The sequence below is a fragment of the Streptomyces hokutonensis genome (assembly GCF_000376565.1).
Lineage (GTDB): Bacteria > Actinomycetota > Actinomycetes > Streptomycetales > Streptomycetaceae > Streptomyces > Streptomyces hokutonensis.
The window spans coordinates 32,993-55,023 of sequence record NZ_BARG01000068.1 but is presented as its reverse complement, the minus strand read 5'-3'; the positions used below and the strand labels follow the sequence as shown (position 1 = coordinate 55,023).

The window sequence follows — 22,031 nt, the reverse complement described above, 5'->3', positions numbered from 1 at the left end:
GCGGAAACAGGAACACGGGGCGTGACACGGACAAGATGGGGGACCGGTCCAAAAGTTCGATCCAAAAGGGGTGAACTGGATCACAAAGGTGGGAGCTCGGTGCGCTTCTCCGTCACGGGCATCGTCATTTTTTGGCCGGATAGGACTGGATAGGATGAGGTGTGTCTTCCTGGAGCCAAGCTCTGACCGTCTCCTCCGCGAGCGCCTGGGACGAGGTCTTCACCGGTCTGCACGGCGCGAGCCGCATCCGAGTGCCGGACCGCCGCGCCCCGTGGACCGGGCACCTGGAGTGGCAGCGGTCGAAGACCTACAGTCTCGCCCTGTGCTCCGGCGGGGAGGAAGTGGTGGACCGGGACAACCGGCACATCCGCACCGACCCCCGCGGCACCCACGAACTCCTCGTCCCGCTCGCCGGATCGGCCTGGCTGGAGCAGGGCGCCGCGTCCGGTGAGATCGGGCCCGGTGCCATGGCGCTGTGCGACATCGACCGGCCGCTGACGTTCGCACACGACGCGGGCCTGCGCAGCATCTCCCTGATCGTGTCCGGCCGGCACCTCTCCGCCCGCAGCGCGGTCGCGGCCGGAGGACCCCATCTGCTCGACGGTGCCCGCGGACTCGGCCGGATCGTCCGGGAGTTGACCACCACCCTGCACGAGGAGCGCGAGCACCTCTCCGAGACGAGTTTCGACCTCGCCTGCGACCGGCTCCTCGACCTGGTGTGCCTGGCCGCCGAGGGCGGCACCGACTCGGCGCCCACCGGACAGCGGGCGAGCGTCGAGGCCGCGATCCGGCGCCATGTCCGCGAGCACGCCTGCGACCGCGACCTGGACGTCGCCGCAATCGCGCGGGCGCTCGGCTGGTCGGCGCGCTACGTCCAGCAGGTGCTGCAGGCCGCGGGCACGACCGCGCGCGACCTGATCCGCCGCGAACGGCTGAACGTCGCCCGCGGCCGCCTGGCGAGCGGGAGTTGGAGCACGTACTCGATCGCCGAGATCGCCCACGCCAGCGGCTTCGGCAGCCACGCGTCCTTCGCCACCGCGTTCCGCGCCGAGTTCGGCACCACCCCGCGCGAAGTCAGGCGCGGCGCCCAGGAGTTGACCGCCCAAGACGCGGGCGCAGGCCACCCCTAGGCGTCGGCCGGAGTGAAGTACCGGCGCGGGTTGTCGACCAGCATGGTGGTGAGCTGGGCCTCGGTGACGCCGGCGGCGCGCAGGGCGGGAAGCACCTGGTCGTGGAGATGGGTGTGGTGCCAGTTCGGCGCGATCTGCTCCCGTACGCCCGGCGGGAACCAGTCGACGTGGCAGGACGCGTCGTGCGACAGCACCATCCGCTCGGCCAGGCCCTCCCGCGCGAGCGCCGCTACGGTCGTCACCCGCTCGTCCTCGGGCAGCAGGATGTCCAGGCCGAACCGGTCCAGCCCCAGGTACGAGCCGTTGTCCACGAGTTCGCGCAGATAGTCCAGGTCGGCGGTGTCGCCGCTGTGCCCGATGACGACCGCGCCGAGATCCACGCCCTCCTCGCGCAACACCCGCTGCGCGTCAAGTCCCGTACGGGCGACGGCACTTGTGTGCACCGTGATCGGAGCTCCGGTCCGCAGATGGGCCTGTGCCACCGCGCGCATGACCCGTTCCACGCCCGGCGTGAGCTCGTTCTCGACGGCGCACTTGAGGAACGCGGCCCTGATGCCGGTGTCCGCGATGCCCTCGGTGAGTTCCCGGACGAACAGCTCGGTCATGCCCTCGGGGCCGCCGAGCACCGTGCCCGGGCCGTGGTAGCGGAAGAAGTCGGGGATGTCGGCCAGCGTGTAGATGCCGGTCGCCGCAACGATGTTGAGGTCGACCTGCTCGTTCACCCGGGCCACGCGCGCCACATCGCGGCCGAGTCCGATCACCGTGCAGTCGACGAGCGTGGAGACGCCGGCCGCGGCGAGGGCCTTCAGCCGGGCCACCGCGTCGTCGACGCGCTCCTGCTCGTCCCAGGTCTCCGGGAGGCTCTGCCGGAGCTCCTCACTGACGACGAAGACGTGCTCGTGCATCAGGACGGTGCCGAGGTCGCCCACCGCCACGGGGCCGCGGACGGTCTGCACCTGGGGGTTCGAGGTCATGCTCATCCTTTGTCGCCGGTCCGGACACCGGTGCCGGTGACCGCTCGCCACCACGTTCCGCACCGGTTCCGCATGCTTGGACCCGACTCTGCCAAGCACCCGCCGACATGGTCTTTCGCCCCGGCGCGCAGTCCTTTCGCGTGGGCGTGAAGTCGCGTTGTACCGGTCCACTCCGGGGGCGCGCCGGTCATGTCGTGAATAGCGTGCTACGTCGTCTTCTGCCCCGCGCTGGTACGTTGCTCGGGCGTCGGAGCGATCCGCCGCCCACGCACCCGGGAAGAAGGAGAGGCGTCCAGTGGCCCCGCACGGGACGCGCCGCAGCCTGCCGGCCCTGTTCACCGCCGCCCTCGCACTCGTCCTGCTGGCCGGACCGGCCTGCGTACCCGGCGGCGAGCCCCCGCCCCGGCCCGCACGATCGGCCCCCGCACAGGCGTCCGGCCCGCCGACGGCCTACGGCGCCTACGTCGGCTACGGCCCCGAAGCCGTCCGCCGGGTCGCGGAGTTCGGCGCCTGGCTCGGCCGGCCCGAACCCCGGGTCGGCCACGCGTATCTGCCCGGCGACACCTGGACCGGCATCGAGGGCGCCACCGGAGACCTGGACCAGTGGGCCCAGTGGCGCCGCGCCCGCCAGGACCGTCTGCTGGTCCTCAACGTCCCGATGCTGGACCGCAACGAGGACCACCTGCCCGACGACGTGGTCCGCACCGAACTGGGGGAGGGGGCAAGCGGCCGCTACGACGACCACTTCCACGCGCTCGCCGACCGTCTGGTCCAACTCGGCGCCCCCGACACCGAGATCGTCCTCGGCTGGGAGATGAACGGCACCACCTACACCCACCGCTGCGCGCCCGACCCCACGTCCTGGAAGCGGTACTGGACCCGCATCGTCACCGCGATGCGCTCCGTCCCCGGCCAGCGCTTCCGCTTCGACTTCACCCCGAACCGCGGCCACGACGCGATCCCCTGGACCGACTGCTACCCCGGCGACGCCTACGTCGACGTCATCGGCATGGACGCCTACGACGCCCCCCGGGGCCTGTCCTTCACCGGCCAACTGACGGAGCCGTACGGCCTGTTGACGCAGGCCGACTTCGCCCGCGCCCACCACAAGCCCGTCGCCTACCCGGAGTGGGGTCTGTTCGACAACGGCGACAACCCCGCCTACGTGCGCGGCATGCTCACCTGGATGGCGGGACAGCACCCGCTCTATCAGACCATCAGCGACTACTGCCCGCACGGAGTGTGGCGCTGCCGCGCCAACCCCAAGTCGGCGGCCGTATACCGTGCGCTGACGGATCATCAGCCCTGAACGCCGTGAACGGCACCGCCCCGTACAAGGAGGCGGTGCCGTTCGGGGACCGTTGAACTACCTTGCTAGGGCGTCCACTTCACGTTCGGATTCACTTGCCCGGTCCAGTTGAAGATCGCCATGTTGTCCCAACCGTCCCCGCTGGTGGCGATGTTGGCCGGGTCCCAGCCGTTGCCCGTGACCGCGTACCAGGTCGGCTCCCAGTAGAAGACACCGATCGCGCCCGCGCTGCGCGCCGTGTTCTGCACGGCGGTGAACTCCGCGCCCTGCCCCGCCCAGGTGAGCGGATAGCCCAAGCAGCCCGAGGTGACCGAGTTCGCCGTACTGTCCGCGTCGGACGTGGTGAACGGATAGGCCGTCTCCGCGATGATGACGTCCTTGCCGTAGCGGGACTTCATGTCGGAGACGACGCTGCCCATGTTGGCCAGCGTGCCGTGCCACATGCAGTAGTAACTCAGCCCGGTGATGTCCCAGTTGACGCCCTGCGCCTTGATGCCGTCGTAGAACCAGCGGGCGTTGGAGTCGCTGTCCGCGTCGGCGGTGTGGATGATCACCTGGGTGGAGCTGTTGCACGCCTTGGTCGCGTTGTAGCCCGACTTCAGCAGCAGACCGAGGTTGGTGAAGCTGTTGTTGACGACCTTGCCGTCGTCCCACAGCATGCCGACGTTGATCTCGTTGCCGATCTGCACGCTGTCCGGGGTGGTGCCCTGGGACTTGAGGCTGTTGCAGACGTCGTAGGTGTAGTTGTAGACGTCGGTCTGGAGCGCACTGATGCCGTGACTCGACCAGGCCGCGGGCTTGTACTGCTTGCCGGGGTCGGCCCAGGTGTCGGAGTAGTGGAAGTCGATCAGCAGCTTGAGGCCCTTGGCCTTGACCTGCTTCGCGTAGGCCAGCACCTTCGCCTTGTTGTTGTAGCCGCTGGCGGGGTTGTTCCAGATCCGCAGGCGGACGTAGTTGACGCCGGCGCCCTTGAGGATGTCGAGGGGGTCCTTGGCGGTCCCGCTGGAGTCGTAGTACTTGGCGCCGAGGTCGATCGCACGCTGTGCGGACGAGACGTCGGCGCCGAGCATCGTGAGCGAGTTCGCGGCGGCGGCGTCGGTGGGGGTGAGCATCGCCGCCGGCAGGGCGACTGCGGCCAGCAGCAAGGCGGCCTTCACTATGCGGCCCGGGATTTTCACGGGGTACCCGACCTCCTTGGGTCGACTGACATGCGCATGCGGGTTGGGTTCTGAGAACGTTCACAGTAAGAGAGGTAACAGGCACTGTAAATATGTGTGACGACTGTATTTCCCGCAGTTGGTGGACGTGTAGCCCGCCCAAAGAGAATGGGAACGTACACAACACGCCGCACACAGTCGTACCGCGGTACTACGCCCGCCTCCGCAACGGCCCCTCGGTACGACGGGTTTCGGGCCCCCGCTCTCCTAGCGTTGCCGGTGTCCAGTCGGGGCAGTGGCACGTGAGCGTGAGGGATGGCGATGATCGAGGCGCAACAGCTGACGAAGCGGTACGGGGAGAAGACGGCGGTGGACCGGCTCGACTTCGTCGTCAAGCCGGGCACGGTCACCGGCTTCCTGGGCCCGAACGGTGCCGGGAAGTCCACCACGATGCGCATGATCGTCGGCCTGGACGCGCCCACCAGCGGCACCGTCACGGTCAACGGCAGGCCCTACGCCGAGCACGTTGCACCGCTCCAAGAGGTCGGCGCGCTCCTTGAGGCCAAGTCGATCCACCCCGGCCGCTCCGCGTTCGACCACCTGATGGCGCAGGCCTACACGCACGGCATCCCGCGCCGCCGCGTCGACGAGGTCATCGAACTGACCGGGCTCCAGTCGGTGGCGAAGAAGCGGGCCGGGGCCTTCTCCCTCGGCATGGGGCAGCGCCTCGGCATCGCCGCCGCGTTGCTCGGCGACCCGGCGACCGTGATGCTCGACGAACCGGTCAACGGCCTTGATCCAGAAGGCGTGTTGTGGATCCGCAACCTGCTGACCGGACTCGCCGCGGACGGCCGTACCGTCTTCGTCTCCTCGCACCTGATGAGCGAGATGGCGCTGGTCGCCGACCACCTGATCATCGTCGGACGGGGCCGGCTGCTGGCCGACACCACCGTGCGCGACCTGGTCCGTACGGCCGGCGGCGACACCGTCACCGTGGCCTCCGAACAGCCCGCCCGGCTGCGCGAGGTCCTCGCCGGTCCCGGCGTGGAGATCACCGGCGAGGTCGGTTCCGAGGAACTGCACGTCACTGGGCTGACCGCGCGCGCCATCGGCATCAGGGCCGCCGAGCACGGCATCCCGCTGTTCGAACTCAGCGCGCGGACCGTCTCCCTGGAGCAGGCGTTCATGGACCTGACCCGGGACGCCGTCGAGTACCACGGCACCACCACCGTCGAGACCCCCGGGAGGGCCGCGTGAGCACCGTCACCGAGATCGACAGCGCCGCACCCGCAGCCGTACGGCCGGCCCGTCCGCCGTACAAGGTCACCGGGCGCCGGGTGCTGCGCTCCGAGTGGGCCAAGCTGTGGTCCCTGCGCTCCACCTGGATCACCCTGGGCCTGGGCCTGCTGTTCCTGATCGCGTTCGGCCTGATCGCCGCCGCGCACTACAAGTCCTCCTACGACGGCGGGCACTTGAGGCCCGACGACGCCAACTCCACCGCGCTCGACATCTCCCTCTTCGGCACGAACTTCGCGCAGCTCGCGCTCGGCGTGCTGGGCGTGCTGGTCACCGCCGGCGAGTACTCGACCGGCATGATCCGCTCCACGCTGGCCGCCGTACCGCGCCGCCTGCCGGTGCTGTGGTCCAAGGCCGCCGTGTTCGGCGTGGTCGCGCTCGGTGTCTCCCTCGTCGGGGTGTTCGTCGCGTTCCCGATCGTCAGCGGCATCGTCTCCGGCACCCCCGCGGCCCTCTCGTTCTCGCACGCCGGAGTCGCCCGCAGCCTGCTCGGCGCCGGTCTCTACCTCGGCCTGGTCGGCGTGATCGGCACCGCGCTGGGCGCGTGGCTCCGCTCGGTGGCCGGCGGTATCTCGGTGCTGGTCGCCTCGCTGATGCTGGTGCCCGGGCTGATCGAGCTGCTGCCCAGCTCCTGGCAGGACAACATCAGCCCGTATCTGCCGAGCAACGCGGGCCAGGCGATGTTCGCGCTGACCCACGACTCGACGACCCTCTCGCCCGGCGCAGGACTCCTCGTCTTCCTCGCCTGGACGGCGCTCGCGCTGGGCGGGGCCGCCTACCGGCTGGTGAAGACCGACGCCTGAGCCCGCGACGCGGCATCCGGCCTGCTCAATGGTCGGATGCCGCATCGGCGTGCGGCCCCACAATGGACAGGTGACCCCCATGAACGCGGACCAGTGACACCGATGAGCCCCGACGACCCCGCCCACGTGCTGTTCGCGGAGACGGACCTCCCGTGGAGCCACCCCGTGGCCGGCGGGCTGTCCCGGTTCGGCCGCCGGATCAAGCAGGGCGACCGGCGGCACCCCTGGGTGCTGGACACGGCTCTGATCGTCCTGGTCGTGCTGATGTTCTGCCTGCCGGACATGCTGGACGGCGACGACGGCCGACGGCGCGGCTTCGACAACAGCTTCATCCACCTGCCCTGGCCGGCGACCATCGCCCTCCAGCTCGGCCTGGTGCTGCCGCTGCTGTGGCGCCGCCGCCGGCCGACCCTGGCCTTCGCGCTGATCGCCGCCGTGTTCTTCGTCCAGGCCGGGCTGGGGGTCTGGCTGCGCGCGGACGTCGCCCTGCTGATCTCCCTCTACAGCCTGGTCCTGCACGGGCAGTTGCGGCGGCTGCCCGCCGCCTGCGCGGTCACTCTCGCCGCCCTGGGACTGTTCGCGCTGCGGCTGCCGTCCGAAGTCCCGGTCCTGGACGCCCTGTTCGTGCTGTTCAGCACGATCACCGCGGCCGTCGCGCTCGGCTTCGTGGTCCGCATCCGGCGCGCCCAGCTCGCCGTGCTGCGCGACCGCGCCGCCCGCCTGGAGGTGGAGCGCGACCAGCGCTCCAAGCTCGCCGCCGCCGCCGAACGCACCCGCGTGGCTCGGGAGATGCACGACATCATCGGCCACAACCTCTCCGTCATCATCACCCTCGCCGACGGCGGCGCCTACGCCACCGACCTCGCGCCCGAACGCGGAAAGCAGGCGCTGCTCCTCATCGGCGACACCGGCCGCCAGGCGCTCGGTGAACTCCGGCGCATGCTGGGCGTGTTGCGCGTGCAGAGCCCCACCCCGGACGGCCCCGAACTCAGCCCGCAGCCGGGCGTCGCCGACCTCGACGCGCTGTGCGCCCGGATCCGCGCGGCCGGCCCGCAGGTCGTGTACCGCACCGGCGGCGACCCGGCCGCCCTGGACCGGGGGGTTCAACTCACCGTGTACCGCATCGTGCAGGAGGCCCTCACCAACGCCCTCAAGCACGCCGGCCACGACACCCGCGTCGAGCTGACGGTGAACGTCGAGGACACCCGCGTGCACATCGAGTGCCACGACACCGGCCCCAGCACGGCCGGCACCGGACCCGCACCGAGCCACGACGAAGGACACGGACTCGCCGGCATGAGAGAACGCGCCGCCCTCTACCACGGCACCGTCACCGCCGGCCCCGCGCCCGGCGGCGGCTGGACGGTACGGGCCGCCCTCGACCTCACCCCGCTCGACGCGATCGGGGGAGCGGCATGACGACCGTGCTCATCGTGGACGACCAGCCCCTCCAACGCCTGGGATTCCGCATGCTGTTGGAGGCCAACCCCGACACCGAGGTGGTCGGCGAGGCCGGGCACGGCGGCGAGGCGGTGCGGATGGCCGCCGAACTGCGCCCCGACGTCATCCTGATGGACGTACGGATGCCCGGCATGGACGGCATCGAGGCCACCCGCCGGGTCGTCGCGGCCGGCGACCGTTCCCGCGTCCTGATTCTCACCACCTTCGACCTCGACGAGTACGCCCACGAGGCGCTGCGCGCGGGAGCCAGCGGCTTCCTCCTCAAGGACGCCCACCCCGAGGAACTCCTCGCCGGAATCCGCGCGGTGGCCTCCGGCGACGCCGTCATCGCCCCCGCCCTCACCCGCCGCCTGCTCGACGCCTACGCCCAGCACCTGCCGAAACACTCACCCGAAGGTCCTACGGCGGGTCCGGCGACGGACGACCCCCGCATCCGCTCCCTCACCGAACGCGAGCGCGAGATCCTGCTCGCCATCGGCCAGGGCTGGACCAACGGCGAGATCGCCGAGCGCCTCTTCGTCTCCGAGTCCACGGTGAAGACGCATGTCGGCCGTGTCCTGGCGAAGGTCGGCGCCCGCGACCGCATCCAGGCCGTGATCCTGGCCTACGACCTCGGCCTCGCCCGCCCCAACGCCCCCGACCAGTAGGCGAGTTGAGCGTGCGGGTCGCGAAAGCTCAGCTTGCGCGGCCCGCACGCACAGCTTCGTACGCGCTGTGGACGCTGCCGGGCATCGCGACAACTGTTGCTTCCCATGGTCGAGATCAAAGGGGCTGTGTCCCGCAGAACGTTATTGGGCGCCATGACGGCGACGGCGACCGCGGCGACCCTGCCGCTGACCGCCGGAGCACCGAGCGCCGAAGCCACAACACAGGCGAGACCCGACCTGCTGTACGTCGGCAGCTGGAACGGCGGCCAGGTCCACGGGGTCGTGTTCGACCCCGTCCAAGGAGTCCTGACGTCCAACGGGCCTGTGGCGCAGGTCAGTTCGGGCTGGGTGACGGCCCATCCGGACCGCCCGCTGCTCTACGTCGGCAGCCAGCTGAACGGCGGAATCGTCACCGCCCTCGCCGTCGACCGCACGACCGGCGCGCTGACCCAGCTCGGCCAGGTGAGCACGGACGGCGGGACCACGGCAGGAGGCGGCCTGTCCTACCTCCGCGTGGACCGGTCCTCGGAGACCCTCCTCGTCGCCAACTTCGAGGCGGGCCTGGCCACTTCACTCCCGATCCAACGGGACGGCACACTCGGCGCACCCGTGTCGGTCGTCGTGGACATCGGATCGGGGCCCAGCCCGCGCCAGCTGGGCCCGCACCCGCACCAGGTCGTCGTCGCACCCGGCCGCCGCCACGCCCTGGTCCCCGACTTCGGCGCGGACCGCGTCTTCGTCTACGGCTTCGACGGTACGACGGGTGCGCTGTCCGCGGCCGGGACCGGTCCCGGCGCCTACGCCACCGACGCCGGAGCGGGTCCCAGACGGCTCGTCTTCCATCCCGACGGGCGCAAGGCGTACCTGCTGACCGAACTCACCGCCGAACTCCAACTCCTCGACTGGGACGGCAGATCCGGCGAGCTGACGCACCGTCGGAGCCGCGCGGTCGACTCGCCCGACTTCACCGGCACCAAGAGCGGCGCCGAACTCGCCATCAGCCGCGACGGCCGTTTCGTCTACGTCTCGAGTCGCGGCGAGAACACCCTCGTCGTGTACGGGATCGAGCGGCACACCGGACTGCTCTCCCTCCTCCAGCGCATCCCCGGCGGGGGACTGAAGCCCTGGAGTTTCACCGTGCACCCGAGCGGGCGCTGGCTGCTGGTCGCCAACGAAGCGAGCAGCACCCTCGACGTCTTCGCCGTCGACCCCCGCTCAGGGCTGCTGACCGGCACCGGGAACTCCCTGCCCCTGCCCAACCCCGACTCCATCGCCGTCCTGGCCTGACCGCCCGCCCCCGATAAATCCCGTGCCCCACCACCCCGGGCTTCCCTACACTCGCCACAACCGTTGACGAGTGAGGGGAGCCCGCCGTGTGTGACCGCACCGCCGTTCTGCTCCTGTCCTCGTCCCTCCGGTACCCGCCGCGCGGCCGGTACCGGACACCCGTGACGAGCAGCTGAGTATCCGACTCCACGTCAACTCCCTCTTCTCGTACGGGAATCGCGCCGCCCTGCACGGAAACACTCTCGAAAGGCCACGGGCCGTGCGCACCGAACGCCCTGTCACCAACCCGCTCACCGCCGTCCGCAACCTGGGCATCCTCGCCCACGTCGACGCCGGCAAGACCACTGTCACCGAGCGGTTCCTCTACCTCACCGGCTCCACGCACAAGCGCGGTGAGGTCCACGACGGCACCACCGTCACCGACTTCGACCCCCAGGAACGCGACCGCGGCATCACCATCTTCGCCGCGGCCGTCAGCTGCGCCTGGGACGGGCACCGCGTCAACCTCATCGACACGCCGGGGCACGTCGACTTCGCCGACGAGGTGGAGCGCTCGCTGCGTGTCCTCGACGGCGCGATCGCCGTGTTCGACGCCGTCGCGGGCGTGGAGCCGCAGAGCGAGTCGGTGTGGCGCCAGGCCGACCGGTACGGCGTGCCGCGCATCGCCTTCGTCAACAAGCTGGACCGCGCGGGCGCCGACCTCGACACGGCCGTCGCGTCCATCCGGGAACGGCTCCATCCGGCGCCGCTGGTGGTGCAGTTGCCGATCGGCGCGGAGGACGGCTTCACCGGAGTCGTCGACCTGCTGCGCCTACGGGCGCTGGTGTGGCCGGACACGGACGGCCCGGTGGCCGAAGTCCCGGTGCCGGAGGGCCTGTTGGAGGAGGCGCGAAGGCGTCGGCGGCTGCTGGAGGAGGCGGTGGCGGAACTGCATCCGGGCGCGCTGGAGGAGTTCTGCGCCGAATCCACCCTGTCCGCAGGGACGTTGGGCGCGGCACTGCGCGACCTGACCCGCACCGGCGACGGTGTGGTCGTGCTGTGCGGCTCGGCCTACCGCAACCGGGGCATCGAACCGCTGCTGGACGCGGTGGTGGCGTATCTGCCCTCGCCGTCGGACGTGCCCCCGGTACGGGGAACGTACGACGGCGGCGAACAGGAGCGGGCGGCCGATCCCCAAGTGCCGTTGTCCGCGCTGGCGTTCAAGGTGAGTGCGGCGGGAACCGGACGGCTGACGTACCTGCGGATCTATTCGGGCGCGATCGAGAGAGGAGACACCGTGTGGGACCCGGGCGCGCGGCGCACCGAGCGGATCGGGCGCATCCTGCGGGTGCAGGCCGACCGGCACGAACGCCTGGAGCGGGCGGTCGCCGGGGACATCGTCGCCGTGGCCGGACTCAAGTCCGTCCGCGCCGGCTCGACCCTGTGCGCACCCGACGCCCCGCTCGTCCTCGAACCGCCCGCGGTCGCCGACCCGGTGGTCTCGGTGGCGGTCGAGGCACGCCGCAGCACCGACACCGACCGGCTGACGTCGGCCCTCGCCCGGCTCGCCGAGGAGGACCCCTCGCTGGTCGTGCGCACCGACGCCGAGACCGGCCAGACGGTCCTGTCCGGCATGGGCGAACTGCACCTGGAGGTCGCGGTGGAGAAGATCCGCCTGGCCACCGGGGTCGAGGTCGACGTCGGCCGCCCGAGGGTGGCCTACCGGGAGACGGTGGTGCGCGGGGTGTCCGGGTTCGTGTTCCGGCATGTCAAACAGGACGGCGGCGCGGGCCAGTTCGCGCACGTGGTGCTGGACGTCGAGCCGTTCCAAGGGTGCGATTTCGCGTTCCGCTCGGCGGTCGTCGGTGGGCGGGTGCCGCAGGAGTACGTCCGCTCGGTCGAGGCCGGCTGCCGCGACGCCCTCACCGACGGGCCGGTCGGCGGGTTCCCGGTGACCGGGCTGCGCGTCACGCTGACCGACGGGGTGACCCATGTGAAGGACTCCTCGGAACAGGCGTTCCGCACGGCCGGCCGCCTCGGCCTGCGTGAAGCCCTGCGCGCCTGCGAGACGGTCCTCCTCGAACCGGTCGCCGAGGTCACGGTCACCGTGCCCGAGGACGCGGTTGGAACGGTCCTCGGCGACCTGTCCGCCCGCCGCGGCCGGATCACCGCCTCGACGACCCGCTCGGGCTCCGCACTCGTCACGGCGACCGTGCCCCTGGCCGAACTCTTCGGCTACGCGACGAGGTTGCGCAGCCGAACCCAGGGCCGCGGCACGTTCACGGCCCGTCCGACGGGGTACGCCCCGGCGCCGGGCGGGGTGGCGGTGGCCCGGTAGCGACGAATGGGCGGGAGGCGTCTCCACGCGGGGACGTCTTCCGCCGCCGGTCTCGGGGACCGTTCCCCGCGCGGGTGACGGAGTGCGTGCCGGCGCGGTGCAGGGCAATGGCCCGATAGCGGTGCTCGGGCGGGAGGTGTCTCGGTCCGGGGCGCCTCCCGCTTCCCGTTCCCAGGTCCCGGAAAGGCGGGCCTGGGGTGAACTTGCTGCCCACGCAGAGCGGTTGGGCGTTCCGTTGTGGGTCGGGTGTGTCCGGGTGGGGGAGCGGTGTGTCGTCGGTCCGGGGAAGGCGGGCCTGGGGTGAACTCGCCGCCCCCACAGGGCGGTTGTGCGTTCGGCTGTGGGTCGGCCACGCCCCGACGCGGGAAGCGGTGCGTCGCAGGTCTCGGGGATGTGGGCTCGGACGACACCTGTCCGCAGGTCGAACTCGCAGCCCCCGCACGGCGGTTGCGCGGCAGCGGCAGCTGCCTGAGACGGGCCGGGGCCCGAGGGACGTTCCTCGGACCCCGGCCCGACAGGGTGTGCGCCGGCGCCGGGTGCGGTGGTGAACCGCCCGGTGCCCGCCCCCGTAGGGGAGGTGTCCACGGTGGGGCACCTCCCGCCACCGGCCCGTGGGAGGCACGCTCGGGTCGGTACGGTTCCGCGTGCCGGCCCGACAACCCAGGAGTACCGCATGATCTTCATCGCCGTACGGTTCCCCGTCCGTCCCGAGTACCGGGACGAATGGCTGGACCGGGTCGCCGAGTTCACCGCCGCGACCCGGGCCGAGCCCGGCAACCTGTTCTTCGAGTGGTCGGTCGACGCGGTCGATCCGAACCGCTTCGTGCTGCTGGAGGCGTTCGCCTCCCCGGAGGCCGGCGCCGCCCACGTCGGCTCCGAGCACTTCGAGGCCGCCATCGCGTGGATGCCGGACGTCGTCGCCGCGACGCCCGACATCATCAACGTAGAGGTGGAGGGCGGCGGTTGGTCACCGATGGCGGAGATCACGCCACGGCGGTGACGGTGACGGTGGCGGGTGCGGGCCGGAAGGGGGAGCTTCGGCCCGCACCCGCCACGACCTCAGGGGTACGACACCACCGTGGACGGGATCGTCGACGTGCCCGAAGTCGCCGCCCCCGTCTCGTTGATGACGTGTTCGTACTGGCCCTGCCCGCCGAGCGAGACGACCAGCAGGTCGTGGAACTTCACGCCCGAACGGTTGGGGGCCGCGAAGCCGTTGTGCTGCACGATCGTCGGGTCGACGTTGTAGTAGCAGTAACTGCCCAGGCCCCAGCCCTCGTGCACGGTCACGTTGTCACCGACCTTGTAGGCCGCGTAGCCCTTGATCGAGCCGTTCTGGATGGCCGCCTGGTTCGGGGCGTCGTACGCCTTCTCGTTCTGGAAGAAGATCGTGCGGCCCCGCTCGCCGTTCCACTGGACGTCGTACTTGTTGAAGTGCTCCACGAACAGACCGGTGGTCAGCACGTCGGCGCCGTTGACGACGAGGCCGTAGTCGGCCCGGTTGACGTCCCAGCCGATGCCCGTGCCGTGGTCGGCCCGCCAGAGCCAGGTGTGGTCGACGATGGTGTGCCGGTTGTTGATCACCACGCTGGTGGTGGCCTTGCCCGCGCCCGCGCCGCCGATGCGGACGAACACGTCCTGCACGGTGGTCGGGTTGGCGGAGTGGTCCGTCGTCGTGCCCGCAGGCCCGACTTCCAGCAGCGTCGACGAGTTGACCGTACCCGCGTCGATCAGGAACCCGGCCAGCCGTACGCCGTCGACGTCGGCGGTCTTGAGGGCCGTAACTCCGTTGTCGGGGACCAGAGTTGCGTAACCCAGGCCCAGCACAACGGTGTTGGCGCGGTTCACCTGGATCGGCTGGTCCAGGTGGTAGATCCCGGGGGTCAGCAGGAGGTGGAGTCCCTGCGTGAGCGCCTGGTTGAGGGTCGCCGCCGTGACGCCCGGCTTCGCGACGTAGAACTGCGACAGCGACAGCGAGGTGCCGCGCGGGGTGCCGTTGCCCCAGGTCACACCGCTGGCGTTGGTGCGCTTCTCGGGGAGGAAGACGCGGTACTCGGTGCCGTTGAGGTAGAGGAAGGGCTTCTCGCGGGAGACCGGGGTCGTGGCGAGCGTGGTGTACACCGGGTTCGGGAAGCCCTGTGCCGGTGCGCCCTGGACGCCCGAGAAGACCATGTTCCAGACGCCGTTGAGCCAGCTGCCGATCACGCTGTCGCGGGTGTACCACTGCTGCTGCGAATACGGCTGGACCTGGCCGTCGATCCGGCTGTCGGCGATGTAGCCGCCGCTGGCCCAACCGTAGCCGTTCGGGGCGAGGTTGAGGCTGCCGCGCACATGCATACGGCGGAAGGGGGCCGCCTGAGCCACGGCCCACCTGTTGGTTCCGCTGACGGGCACGAGCGCGAGGTTCTCCGCCGACCGCCAGAAGTTCTGGGTGGCGTTGCCGTTGAACCAGCCCGCGTCGACGGTGACGTCACCGTTGATGGTGGTGTCGTCGGGGGAGAGGCCGAGGCCCGCGATCGAGGTGTAGAAGCCGAGCTGGGCGTTGAGCCCGGAGTAGGTGCCGGGCTTGAAGAAGAAGGCGTAGCGGCCGGTGCCGAACTGGGCGGTCTCCTGCTGGGCGAAGACCTGGTCCAGCTTGGCCTGGATGCCGGCGGTCGACGGGTCGAAGACGATCACGTTGGGGCCGAGATCGCCGCCACCCGGAAGAGCAAGTGGCTTGTTCGCGGAGGGAGTTGCGGGGGCGGCGGAGGCGGTTGCGGGCAGCCCGGCCAGGGCGGACACGGCGGCGGCCGCACCGAGGACGGTTCTGCGGGGCACTGAGGACATGTCGCGGCTCTCCTTGTTCATGAAATGAACGCCGGTGGGGTTGGGAGCGCTCTCTCGCGGGGGAATGCTTCAGGTCCGTGAACGCGGTCGTCAAGAGGTACGACCGAGTTCGACGAGTGGCGTCCAAACTCTTGACGCCTCTGGCTTCCGAGGTTTAACTCACGTCCTAAATTAAGTCGTGAGTGCATTCCCTGAAGGGACACCCGGAGTATGCGCAGCATCCGAGCCGCGGCCGTAGGCGCCGTCACCATGTCACTCGCCCTTGCGGCCACGGCCTGCGGAGGCGGTTCGTCCACGGGTGGGGGATCCAACGACTCGCCCAAGACGCTCACCTACTGGGCCTCCAACCAGGGCGCCAGCATCGCGATCGACAAGAAGGTCCTGCAGCCCGAGCTCGACAAGTTCAAGAAGCAGACCGGCATCACGGTGAAGCTGGAGGTCGTGCCCTGGTCCGACCTGCTCAACCGCATCCTGACCGCGACGACTTCCGGCCAGGGCCCCGACGTCCTGAACATCGGCAACACCTGGAGCGCCTCCCTCCAGGCCACCGGCGCCTTCCTGCCGTGGAACGCGGCCAACTTCGCGAAGATCGGCGGCAAGGACCGCTTCGTCGACTCCGCGCTCGGCTCGACCGGCGCCGTGGGCAAGGACCCGGCCGCCGTCCCGCTGTACTCGATGGCGTACGCGCTCTACTACAACAAGCAGATCTTCGCCGACGCGGGCATCGCCCAACCCCCCGCCACCTGGGCCGAGTTGGTCGCCGACGGCAAGAAGATCGAGGCGAAGGGCAAGCAGGTCCTCGGCGCCGAGGGCGCCAACGTCTCCGAGAACATCCACCACACCTTCGTCTTCGCCAAGCAGCACGGCGCCGACTTCTTCACCGCCGACGGCAAGGCCGACTTCACCAACGACGGCGTCGTGGCCGCCGTCAAGCAGTACGTGGACCTGATGGCCAAGGACAAGGTCATCCCGGTCGGCAACGCCGAGTACGCGCAGAACCAGTCCGTCAGCGACTTCGCCAAGGGCAAGACGGCGATGCTGATGTGGCAGTCCGCGTCCGCCAACCTCAAGTCGCAGGGCATGAGCGACAGCGCGTACGGCATCGCCCCGATACCCGTGCAGTCCGGCACCCCCGGCACCGGCACCCAGGTCAACTCGATGGTGGCCGGCATCAACCTGGCCGTCTTCAAGAACACGGACAACTTGGACGGTTCCACCAAGTTCGTGAAGTTCATGACGAGCGACGCCGAGCAGAAGATCCTCAACACCGCCTACAGCTCCATCCCGCCGGTGAAGGCCGCGCAGGAGGACACCGCGTTCAACACCCCGGCGAACTCGGTCCTGAAGAACACCCTCGCCACCAGCGCCGCCGCGCTGCCGCAGGTCGCCGACGAGTCGCAGTTCGAGACGGCGGTCGGTACGGCCGTCAAGAACCTGTTCGCCGACGCCGCCGCCGGACGCGCGGTCACCACCGCCTCCGTGAAGGCGGAGCTCGAAAAGGCCCAGCAGCAGATGCCGGCGAAGTGAGTGCGACTGTGACGAGCACTGTCACCCCGGAGGCCGCCGTGCGGAAGAACCCTTCCGACCCGGCGGCCCCCGGCCCGCGCCGGCGGCGCGGCGAACGGATCCGCCGTATCGGACTGCCCTACCTGCTGCTCCTGCCCGCCCTGGTCCTCGAACTCCTGGTCCACCTGGTGCCGATGGTCATCGGCATCGTCATGAGCTTCAAGGAACTCACCCAGTTCTACATCCGCGACTGGGGCACCGCGCCCTGGTCCGGCTTCGACAACTACAAGGTGTCGGTCGACTTCGACGCCCCTGTGGGCAAGGCGCTCCTCCACTCCTTCTTCGTCACCGTCGGCTTCACCCTGCTCTCGGTCGGCTTCTGCTGGCTGATCGGCACGGTCGCCGCGATCTACATGCAGGACACCTTCCGCGGCCGTGGCTTTCTGAGAGCGCTCTTTCTCATCCCGTACGCGCTGCCGGTCTACGCGGCCGTCATCACCTGGGTGTTCATGTTCCAGCACGACAACGGCCTGGTGAACCACGTCCTGCACGACCAGCTGCACCTCACCGACAAGCCGTCGTTCTGGCTGATCGGCGACAACAGCTTCTACGCGCTGCTGATCGTGTCGGTCTGGAAGGGCTGGCCGTTCGCCTTCCTCATCGTGATGGCTGGCCTGCAGAACATCCCCAAGGAACTGTACGAGGCCGCCTCCATCGACGGCGCGGGACGCCTGCAGCAGATCCGCCGCATCACCCTGCCGTCGCTGCGCCCGGTCAACCAGGTGCTGGTCCTGGTGCTGTTCCTGTGGACGTTCAACGACTTCAACACGCCGTACGTCCTGTTCGGCAGGTCGGCCCCCGAGGCCGCGGACCTCATCTCGGTGCACATCTACCAGGCGTCGTTCGTCACCTGGAACTTCGGCACCGGCTCGGCGATGTCGGTCCTGCTGCTCCTCTTCCTGCTCGTCGTCACCGGCGTGTATCTCGTGTTCACCTCACGCGGACGGAAAACCGCCGATGTCTAGCCCCACCTCGCCCATGGCGCCGCCCCGCTCCTTCATCTGGTCGCGGCGGATCTTCCTCACCCTGCTCACCGGCTTCGTCCTGGTGCCGGTGTACGTCATGCTCTCCAGCTCCCTGAAACCGCTCTCGGACGTCACGGGCAAGTTCCGCTGGCTGCCGAGCGGGCTCACGATCCGCCCGTACATCGACATCTGGTCGACGGTCCCGCTCGCGAAGTACTTCATGAACTCGCTGATCGTGTCCGTCGCCGCGACGGTCTGCTCGGTGGTCATCGCGGTCTTCGCCGCATACGCGGTGAGCCGCTACGAGTTCCGCGGCAAACGCGTCTTCACGGTCACCGTCCTGTCGACCCAGATGTTCCCGGGCATCCTCTTCCTCCTCCCGCTGTTCCTCCTCTACGTCAACATCGGCAACGCCACGGGCATCGCCCTGTTCGGCTCGCGCGGCGGCCTGATCCTGACGTATCTGACCTTCTCCCTGCCCTTCTCCATCTGGATGCTGATCGGCTACTTCGACTCCGTCCCGAAGGACCTCGACGAGGCGGCGCTGGTGGACGGCTGCGGTCCGCTGGGCGCGCTGCTGCGGGTCGTCGTACCGGCCGCGATCCCCGGCATCGTCGCGGTCGCCGTCTACGCCTTCATGACCGCGTGGGGGGAAGTGCTCTTCGCCTCCGTCATGACCAACGACTCCACCCGCACGCTCGCCGTCGGACTCCAGGGCTACTCCACGCTCAACGACGTGTACTGGAACCAGATCATGGCCGCCTCGCTGGTCGTCAGCGTGCCCGTGGTCGCCGGCTTCCTGCTGCTGCAGCGCTATCTCGTCGCCGGGCTGACGGCGGGCGCCGTCAAGTGACCGACCCGACCAACTCCGCTGACCGTAAAGGGACTTCAGTGACCATCGACTTCGCCGCACTCCCGCACGACTTCCTGTGGGGCACGGCCACCGCGGCGTACCAGATCGAGGGAGCCGTCGCCGAGGACGGGCGTTCGCCGTCGATCTGGGACACCTTCTCGCACACCCCCGGCAAGATCGACAACGACGACAACGGCGACGTCGCCTGCGACCACTACCACCGCTGGCGCGAGGACATCGGCCTGATGCGCCAACTCGGCGCCAACGCCTACCGGTTGTCGATCGCCTGGCCCCGGGTGCTCCCGGGTGGCGACGGCCCGGTCAACCCCAAGGGCCTCGCGTTCTACGACGAGTTGGTGGACGGACTCCTGGAAGCGGGCATCACGCCCTCCGCCACCCTCTACCACTGGGACCTGCCCCAGGCGCTCCAGGACCGTGGCGGCTGGCCCGAGCGCGCCACCGCCGAGCACTTCGCGGCGTACGCCTCGGTCGTCGCCGAACGCCTCGGTGACCGCGTCACCCACTGGACCACCCTCAACGAGCCCTCCTGCTCGGCCTGGATCGGCCACCTCGAAGGCAAGATGGCCCCGGGTTGGACCGATCTAACGGCGGCCGTCCGCGCTTCCTATCACCTGCTCCTCGGCCACGGCCTCGCCGTCCAGGCGATCCGCGCCGCCGCCCCGAACGCCCAGGTCGGCATCGTCAACAACCTCTCCACGGTGTACCCCGCCAGCGACCGCGACGAGGACGTCCAGGCCGCGCGCCGGCAGGACGGCCACGTCAACCGCTGGTGGCTCGACCCGGTCCACGGCCGCGGCTTCCCCGCCGACATGGTCGAGACCTACGGCGTCGAACTCCCGGAACAACCGGGCGACTTGGCGACCATCGCCGCCCCGCTGGACTGGCTCGGCCTGAACTACTACTTCCCGGCGACCGTCGCCGACGACCCCACCGGCCCCGCCCCCTACACCCGTGCCGTCCGCCGCCTCGGCGTCCCGCGCACCGGCATGGACTGGGAGATCGACGCCTCCGGCATCGAGACCCTGCTGCTGCGCCTCACCGAGGAGTACGACCCGCGCCGGATCTACGTCACCGAGAACGGCTCCGCGTTCCCCGACGTCGTACGCCCCGACGGCACCGTCGACGACCCGGAACGCCAGGACTACCTGGTCCAGCACCTCGCCGCCTGTGCCTCGGCGGCCCGCAAGGGCGCCCCGCTGGCCGGCTACTTCGCCTGGTCGCTGCTCGACAACTTCGAGTGGGCGTACGGCTACGAGAAGCGCTTCGGACTGGTCCACGTCGACTACGACACCCAGGTCCGCACGATCAAGGGCACCGGCCACCGGTACGCGGAGATCATCCGCGACCACCGCAGCCGGGCCCGGCGCGCGGCCTGACCGAGACCGCCCCGGTGGGTGCGGGCGGGGGAGCCCGCGCCCACCGGGGCACCAACAGCCCCATGAGTCTCATCAGCCCCATGAGTCTTATCAGCACCGTCAATCCCGTGTATGTCATGCGCACGTCAGCACGAGCACCCCCAGAAGGAGATCCGCCCCTCAAGGAGACCCGCATGCGAACCCGCACCCTGCTCACGGCGCTCACCGCACTGACCCTGCTCGTCGCCACCCCGGCCCTCGCCGCCCCCGCCCCGCAGGCCGCCGCGGCGACCTGGGACACCGACCGAGCGGCGGCCGCCTACGCCGCGAACCCGGCCGCCGTCACCGCCTCCGGCAGCGAGAACGCCGGCACCACCCCCGGCCTCGCCTTCGACGGCGACGGCGCCACCCGCTGGTCCAGCAACTTCGCCGACGACGCCTGGATCCGCCTCGACCTCGGCACCACCCTCCGCGTCGACCGCGTCACCCTCGACTGGGAGGCCGCCTACGGCAAGAGATACGTCCTGGAGATCTCGAAGAACGGCACCGACTGGACGCCCTTCTACACGGAGACGGCCGGCACCGGCGGCTCGGTCACCACGAGCACGTACCCCCAGGAGGTGACGGGCCGCTACATCCGCCTGCGCGGCCTGGAACGGTCCACGCCCTACGGCTACTCGCTCTACTCCTTCAAGGTCTACGGCGGCGAGGCGGCCCCCGCGTCCACGACCCGCACCAACCTCGCCCTGAACCACCCCGCGTACTCCAACTACTACCAGCACAACGGCAATTCACCGGCGTACGTCACCGACGGCGGCTGGCCCGCCAACTTCAAGGACGACGCGACCCGTTGGTCCAGCGACTGGAACGCCGACCGCTGGGTCTCGGTGGACCTCGGCGCCAGCTCGACGATCGACACGGTCGACTTCTACTGGGAATCCGCCTACGCCGTCGACTACTTGCTCCAGGTCTCCGACGACAACACGACCTGGCGCACGGTGTACGAACCCTCCGCCGCGGACATCGCGGCCCGCCGCGCGAACATCCAGGCCCCCGCCGACGCGACCGGCCGCCACGACACGGTGACCCTGCCCCAACCCGTGACCGGCCGCTACGTCCGTATGCTCGGCAAGGAACGCCGTTCCTTCTACAACCCGGCGCCCTACACGGCCCAATTCGGCTACTCGCTCTACGAGTTCCAGGTCTGGGGCACCGGCGGCAACGCGGCGGCGGCCTACCCCGCCCTGCCCGGCGACCAGTCGGGCACGTACCAGACGACGTTCTTCGACGACTTCACCTCCGCCGCCCTGGACCGCTCCAAGTGGCGGGTCGTGCGGACCGGCACGGAGATGGGCCCGGTCAACGGCGAGTCCCAGGCCTACGTCGACTCGACGGACAACGTCCGCACGCAGAACGGTGAGTTGGTCCTCGCGGCGAAGTACTGCAAGGGCTGCACCCAGGCGGGCGGCGGCACCTACGACTTCACATCGGGCCGCATCGACACCAGCACCCACTTCGACTTCACGTACGGCAAGGTCAGTGCCCGCATGAAGCTCCCGGTCGGCGACGGATTCTGGCCCGCCTTCTGGCTGCTCGGCAGCAACGTCGACAACCCGTCGGTCTCCTGGCCCGCCTCCGGCGAGACGGACATCATGGAGAACATCGGTTACGCGAACTGGACGAGCACATCCCTCCACGGCCCCGGCTACTCCGCCGACGGCAACATCGGCGCCCGCCAGACCTACCCGAACGGCGGCACCGCCGACCAGTGGCACACGTACGCCGTCGAATGGACGCCGACCGCGATGCGCTTCTACGTCGACGACAACCTCGTCCAGGAGACCACCCGCAACAAACTCGAATCGACCCGCGGCCAGTGGGTCTTCGACCACAACCAGTACGTCATCCTCAACCTCGCCCTGGGCGGCGCGTATCCGGCCGGCTGGAACCAGGTGACCACGCCGTACTGGGGCCTGCCGCAGTCGAGCGTCGACAAGGTCGCGGCCGGGGGAGTGCAGGCGGAGGTGGACTGGGTGCGGGTCGAACAGAAGAAGTGAGAGCTGG

Annotated in this window: 17 protein-coding genes; 14 read left to right on the top strand and 3 right to left on the bottom strand. The window is 69.9% G+C overall.

All coding sequences use genetic code 11. The annotated features are described in order from the left end of the window. Window positions 1-161: 161 nt before the first annotated feature. Entirely contained in the window at window positions 162-1,130 is a 969-nt protein-coding gene (locus SSP08S_RS38820) for an AraC family transcriptional regulator (RefSeq protein WP_019073045.1), read from the top strand. On the opposite strand, the gene SSP08S_RS38815 is transcribed toward SSP08S_RS38820, so the two are convergent. Further along, window positions 1,127-2,104, bottom strand: coding sequence for a phosphotriesterase family protein (locus SSP08S_RS38815; RefSeq protein WP_019073044.1), 978 nt, complete (start codon window positions 2,102-2,104; stop codon window positions 1,127-1,129). The two genes, SSP08S_RS38820 and SSP08S_RS38815, sit on opposite strands and share 4 nt — an antisense overlap. 295 nt (window positions 2,105-2,399) lie before the next feature. Between SSP08S_RS38815 and SSP08S_RS38810 the strand changes: the two genes are divergently transcribed. Further along, a complete protein-coding gene (locus tag SSP08S_RS38810) occupies window positions 2,400-3,413 on the top strand; it encodes a glycoside hydrolase family 26 protein (protein WP_019073043.1) in 1,014 nt (337 codons plus the stop codon). Between the two features lie 65 nt (window positions 3,414-3,478). Here SSP08S_RS38810 and SSP08S_RS38805 read toward each other — a convergent pair whose 3' ends face one another. Continuing rightward, a complete protein-coding gene (locus SSP08S_RS38805) occupies window positions 3,479-4,591 on the bottom strand; it encodes a glycoside hydrolase family 53 protein (protein ID WP_245608038.1) in 1,113 nt (370 codons plus the stop codon). A 300-nt stretch (window positions 4,592-4,891) separates the two neighbouring features. On the opposite strand from SSP08S_RS38805, the gene SSP08S_RS38800 reads away from it, so the two are divergent. The 7 genes from SSP08S_RS38800 (at window position 4,892) to SSP08S_RS38770 (ending at window position 13,381) form a co-directional block, all read left to right on the top strand. Then, on the top strand, window positions 4,892-5,827 hold the full coding sequence (locus tag SSP08S_RS38800; RefSeq protein ID WP_026179211.1) for an ABC transporter ATP-binding protein: 936 nt from the start codon (window positions 4,892-4,894) through the stop codon (window positions 5,825-5,827). Beyond that, window positions 5,824-6,669: an ABC transporter permease gene (locus SSP08S_RS38795; protein ID WP_019073040.1), complete on the top strand. Its 846-nt coding sequence runs from the start codon at window positions 5,824-5,826 to the stop codon at window positions 6,667-6,669. The genes SSP08S_RS38800 and SSP08S_RS38795 overlap by 4 nt, the downstream gene beginning before the upstream one ends. Before the next feature lie 102 nt (window positions 6,670-6,771). After that, window positions 6,772-8,088 (top strand): sensor histidine kinase, encoded by a 1,317-nt coding sequence (locus tag SSP08S_RS38790; RefSeq protein ID WP_019073039.1) that lies wholly within the window; start codon window positions 6,772-6,774, stop codon window positions 8,086-8,088. Then, window positions 8,085-8,777, top strand: coding sequence for a response regulator (locus SSP08S_RS38785; protein WP_019073038.1), 693 nt, complete (start codon window positions 8,085-8,087; stop codon window positions 8,775-8,777). The genes SSP08S_RS38790 and SSP08S_RS38785 overlap by 4 nt, the downstream gene beginning before the upstream one ends. A 153-nt stretch (window positions 8,778-8,930) precedes the next feature. Continuing rightward, entirely contained in the window at window positions 8,931-10,064 is a 1,134-nt protein-coding gene (locus tag SSP08S_RS38780) for a lactonase family protein (protein ID WP_019073037.1), read from the top strand. 259 nt (window positions 10,065-10,323) lie between these two features. Next, the gene (gene fusA, locus SSP08S_RS38775) at window positions 10,324-12,381 is read left to right on the top strand and encodes an elongation factor G (protein ID WP_019073036.1); all 2,058 of its coding nucleotides are present in this window, start codon (window positions 10,324-10,326) and stop codon (window positions 12,379-12,381) included. Window positions 12,382-13,054: 673 nt separating this feature from the next. After that, on the top strand, window positions 13,055-13,381 hold the full coding sequence (locus SSP08S_RS38770) for a putative quinol monooxygenase (protein WP_019073035.1): 327 nt from the start codon (window positions 13,055-13,057) through the stop codon (window positions 13,379-13,381). 59 nt (window positions 13,382-13,440) lie between these two features. Here SSP08S_RS38770 and SSP08S_RS38765 read toward each other — a convergent pair whose 3' ends face one another. Continuing rightward, window positions 13,441-15,207: a pectate lyase-like domain-containing protein gene (locus SSP08S_RS38765; protein WP_019073034.1), complete on the bottom strand. Its 1,767-nt coding sequence runs from the start codon at window positions 15,205-15,207 to the stop codon at window positions 13,441-13,443. A gap of 210 nt (window positions 15,208-15,417) precedes the next feature. Here SSP08S_RS38765 and SSP08S_RS38760 point away from each other — a divergent pair, with 210 nt between their 5' ends. The 5 genes from SSP08S_RS38760 (at window position 15,418) to SSP08S_RS38740 (ending at window position 22,024) form a co-directional block, all read left to right on the top strand. Next, window positions 15,418-16,734, top strand: a complete 1,317-nt coding sequence (locus tag SSP08S_RS38760; RefSeq protein ID WP_019073033.1) for an ABC transporter substrate-binding protein — start codon at window positions 15,418-15,420, stop codon at window positions 16,732-16,734. An 8-nt stretch (window positions 16,735-16,742) separates the two neighbouring features. Beyond that, the gene (locus SSP08S_RS38755; RefSeq protein ID WP_019073032.1) at window positions 16,743-17,738 is read left to right on the top strand and encodes a carbohydrate ABC transporter permease; all 996 of its coding nucleotides are present in this window, start codon (window positions 16,743-16,745) and stop codon (window positions 17,736-17,738) included. Further along, window positions 17,731-18,591 carry a carbohydrate ABC transporter permease gene (locus tag SSP08S_RS38750; RefSeq protein ID WP_078532652.1) on the top strand — a complete coding sequence of 287 codons (861 nt, stop codon included), beginning with the start codon at window positions 17,731-17,733 and terminating at the stop codon, window positions 18,589-18,591. Before SSP08S_RS38755 ends, SSP08S_RS38750 begins: the two co-directional genes overlap by 8 nt. A 38-nt stretch (window positions 18,592-18,629) precedes the next feature. Next, window positions 18,630-19,988, top strand: a complete 1,359-nt coding sequence (locus SSP08S_RS38745) for a GH1 family beta-glucosidase (protein WP_019073030.1) — start codon at window positions 18,630-18,632, stop codon at window positions 19,986-19,988. 173 nt (window positions 19,989-20,161) lie between these two features. Next, on the top strand, window positions 20,162-22,024 hold the full coding sequence (locus SSP08S_RS38740; protein WP_019073029.1) for a discoidin domain-containing protein: 1,863 nt from the start codon (window positions 20,162-20,164) through the stop codon (window positions 22,022-22,024). Window positions 22,025-22,031: the final 7 nt, after the last annotated feature.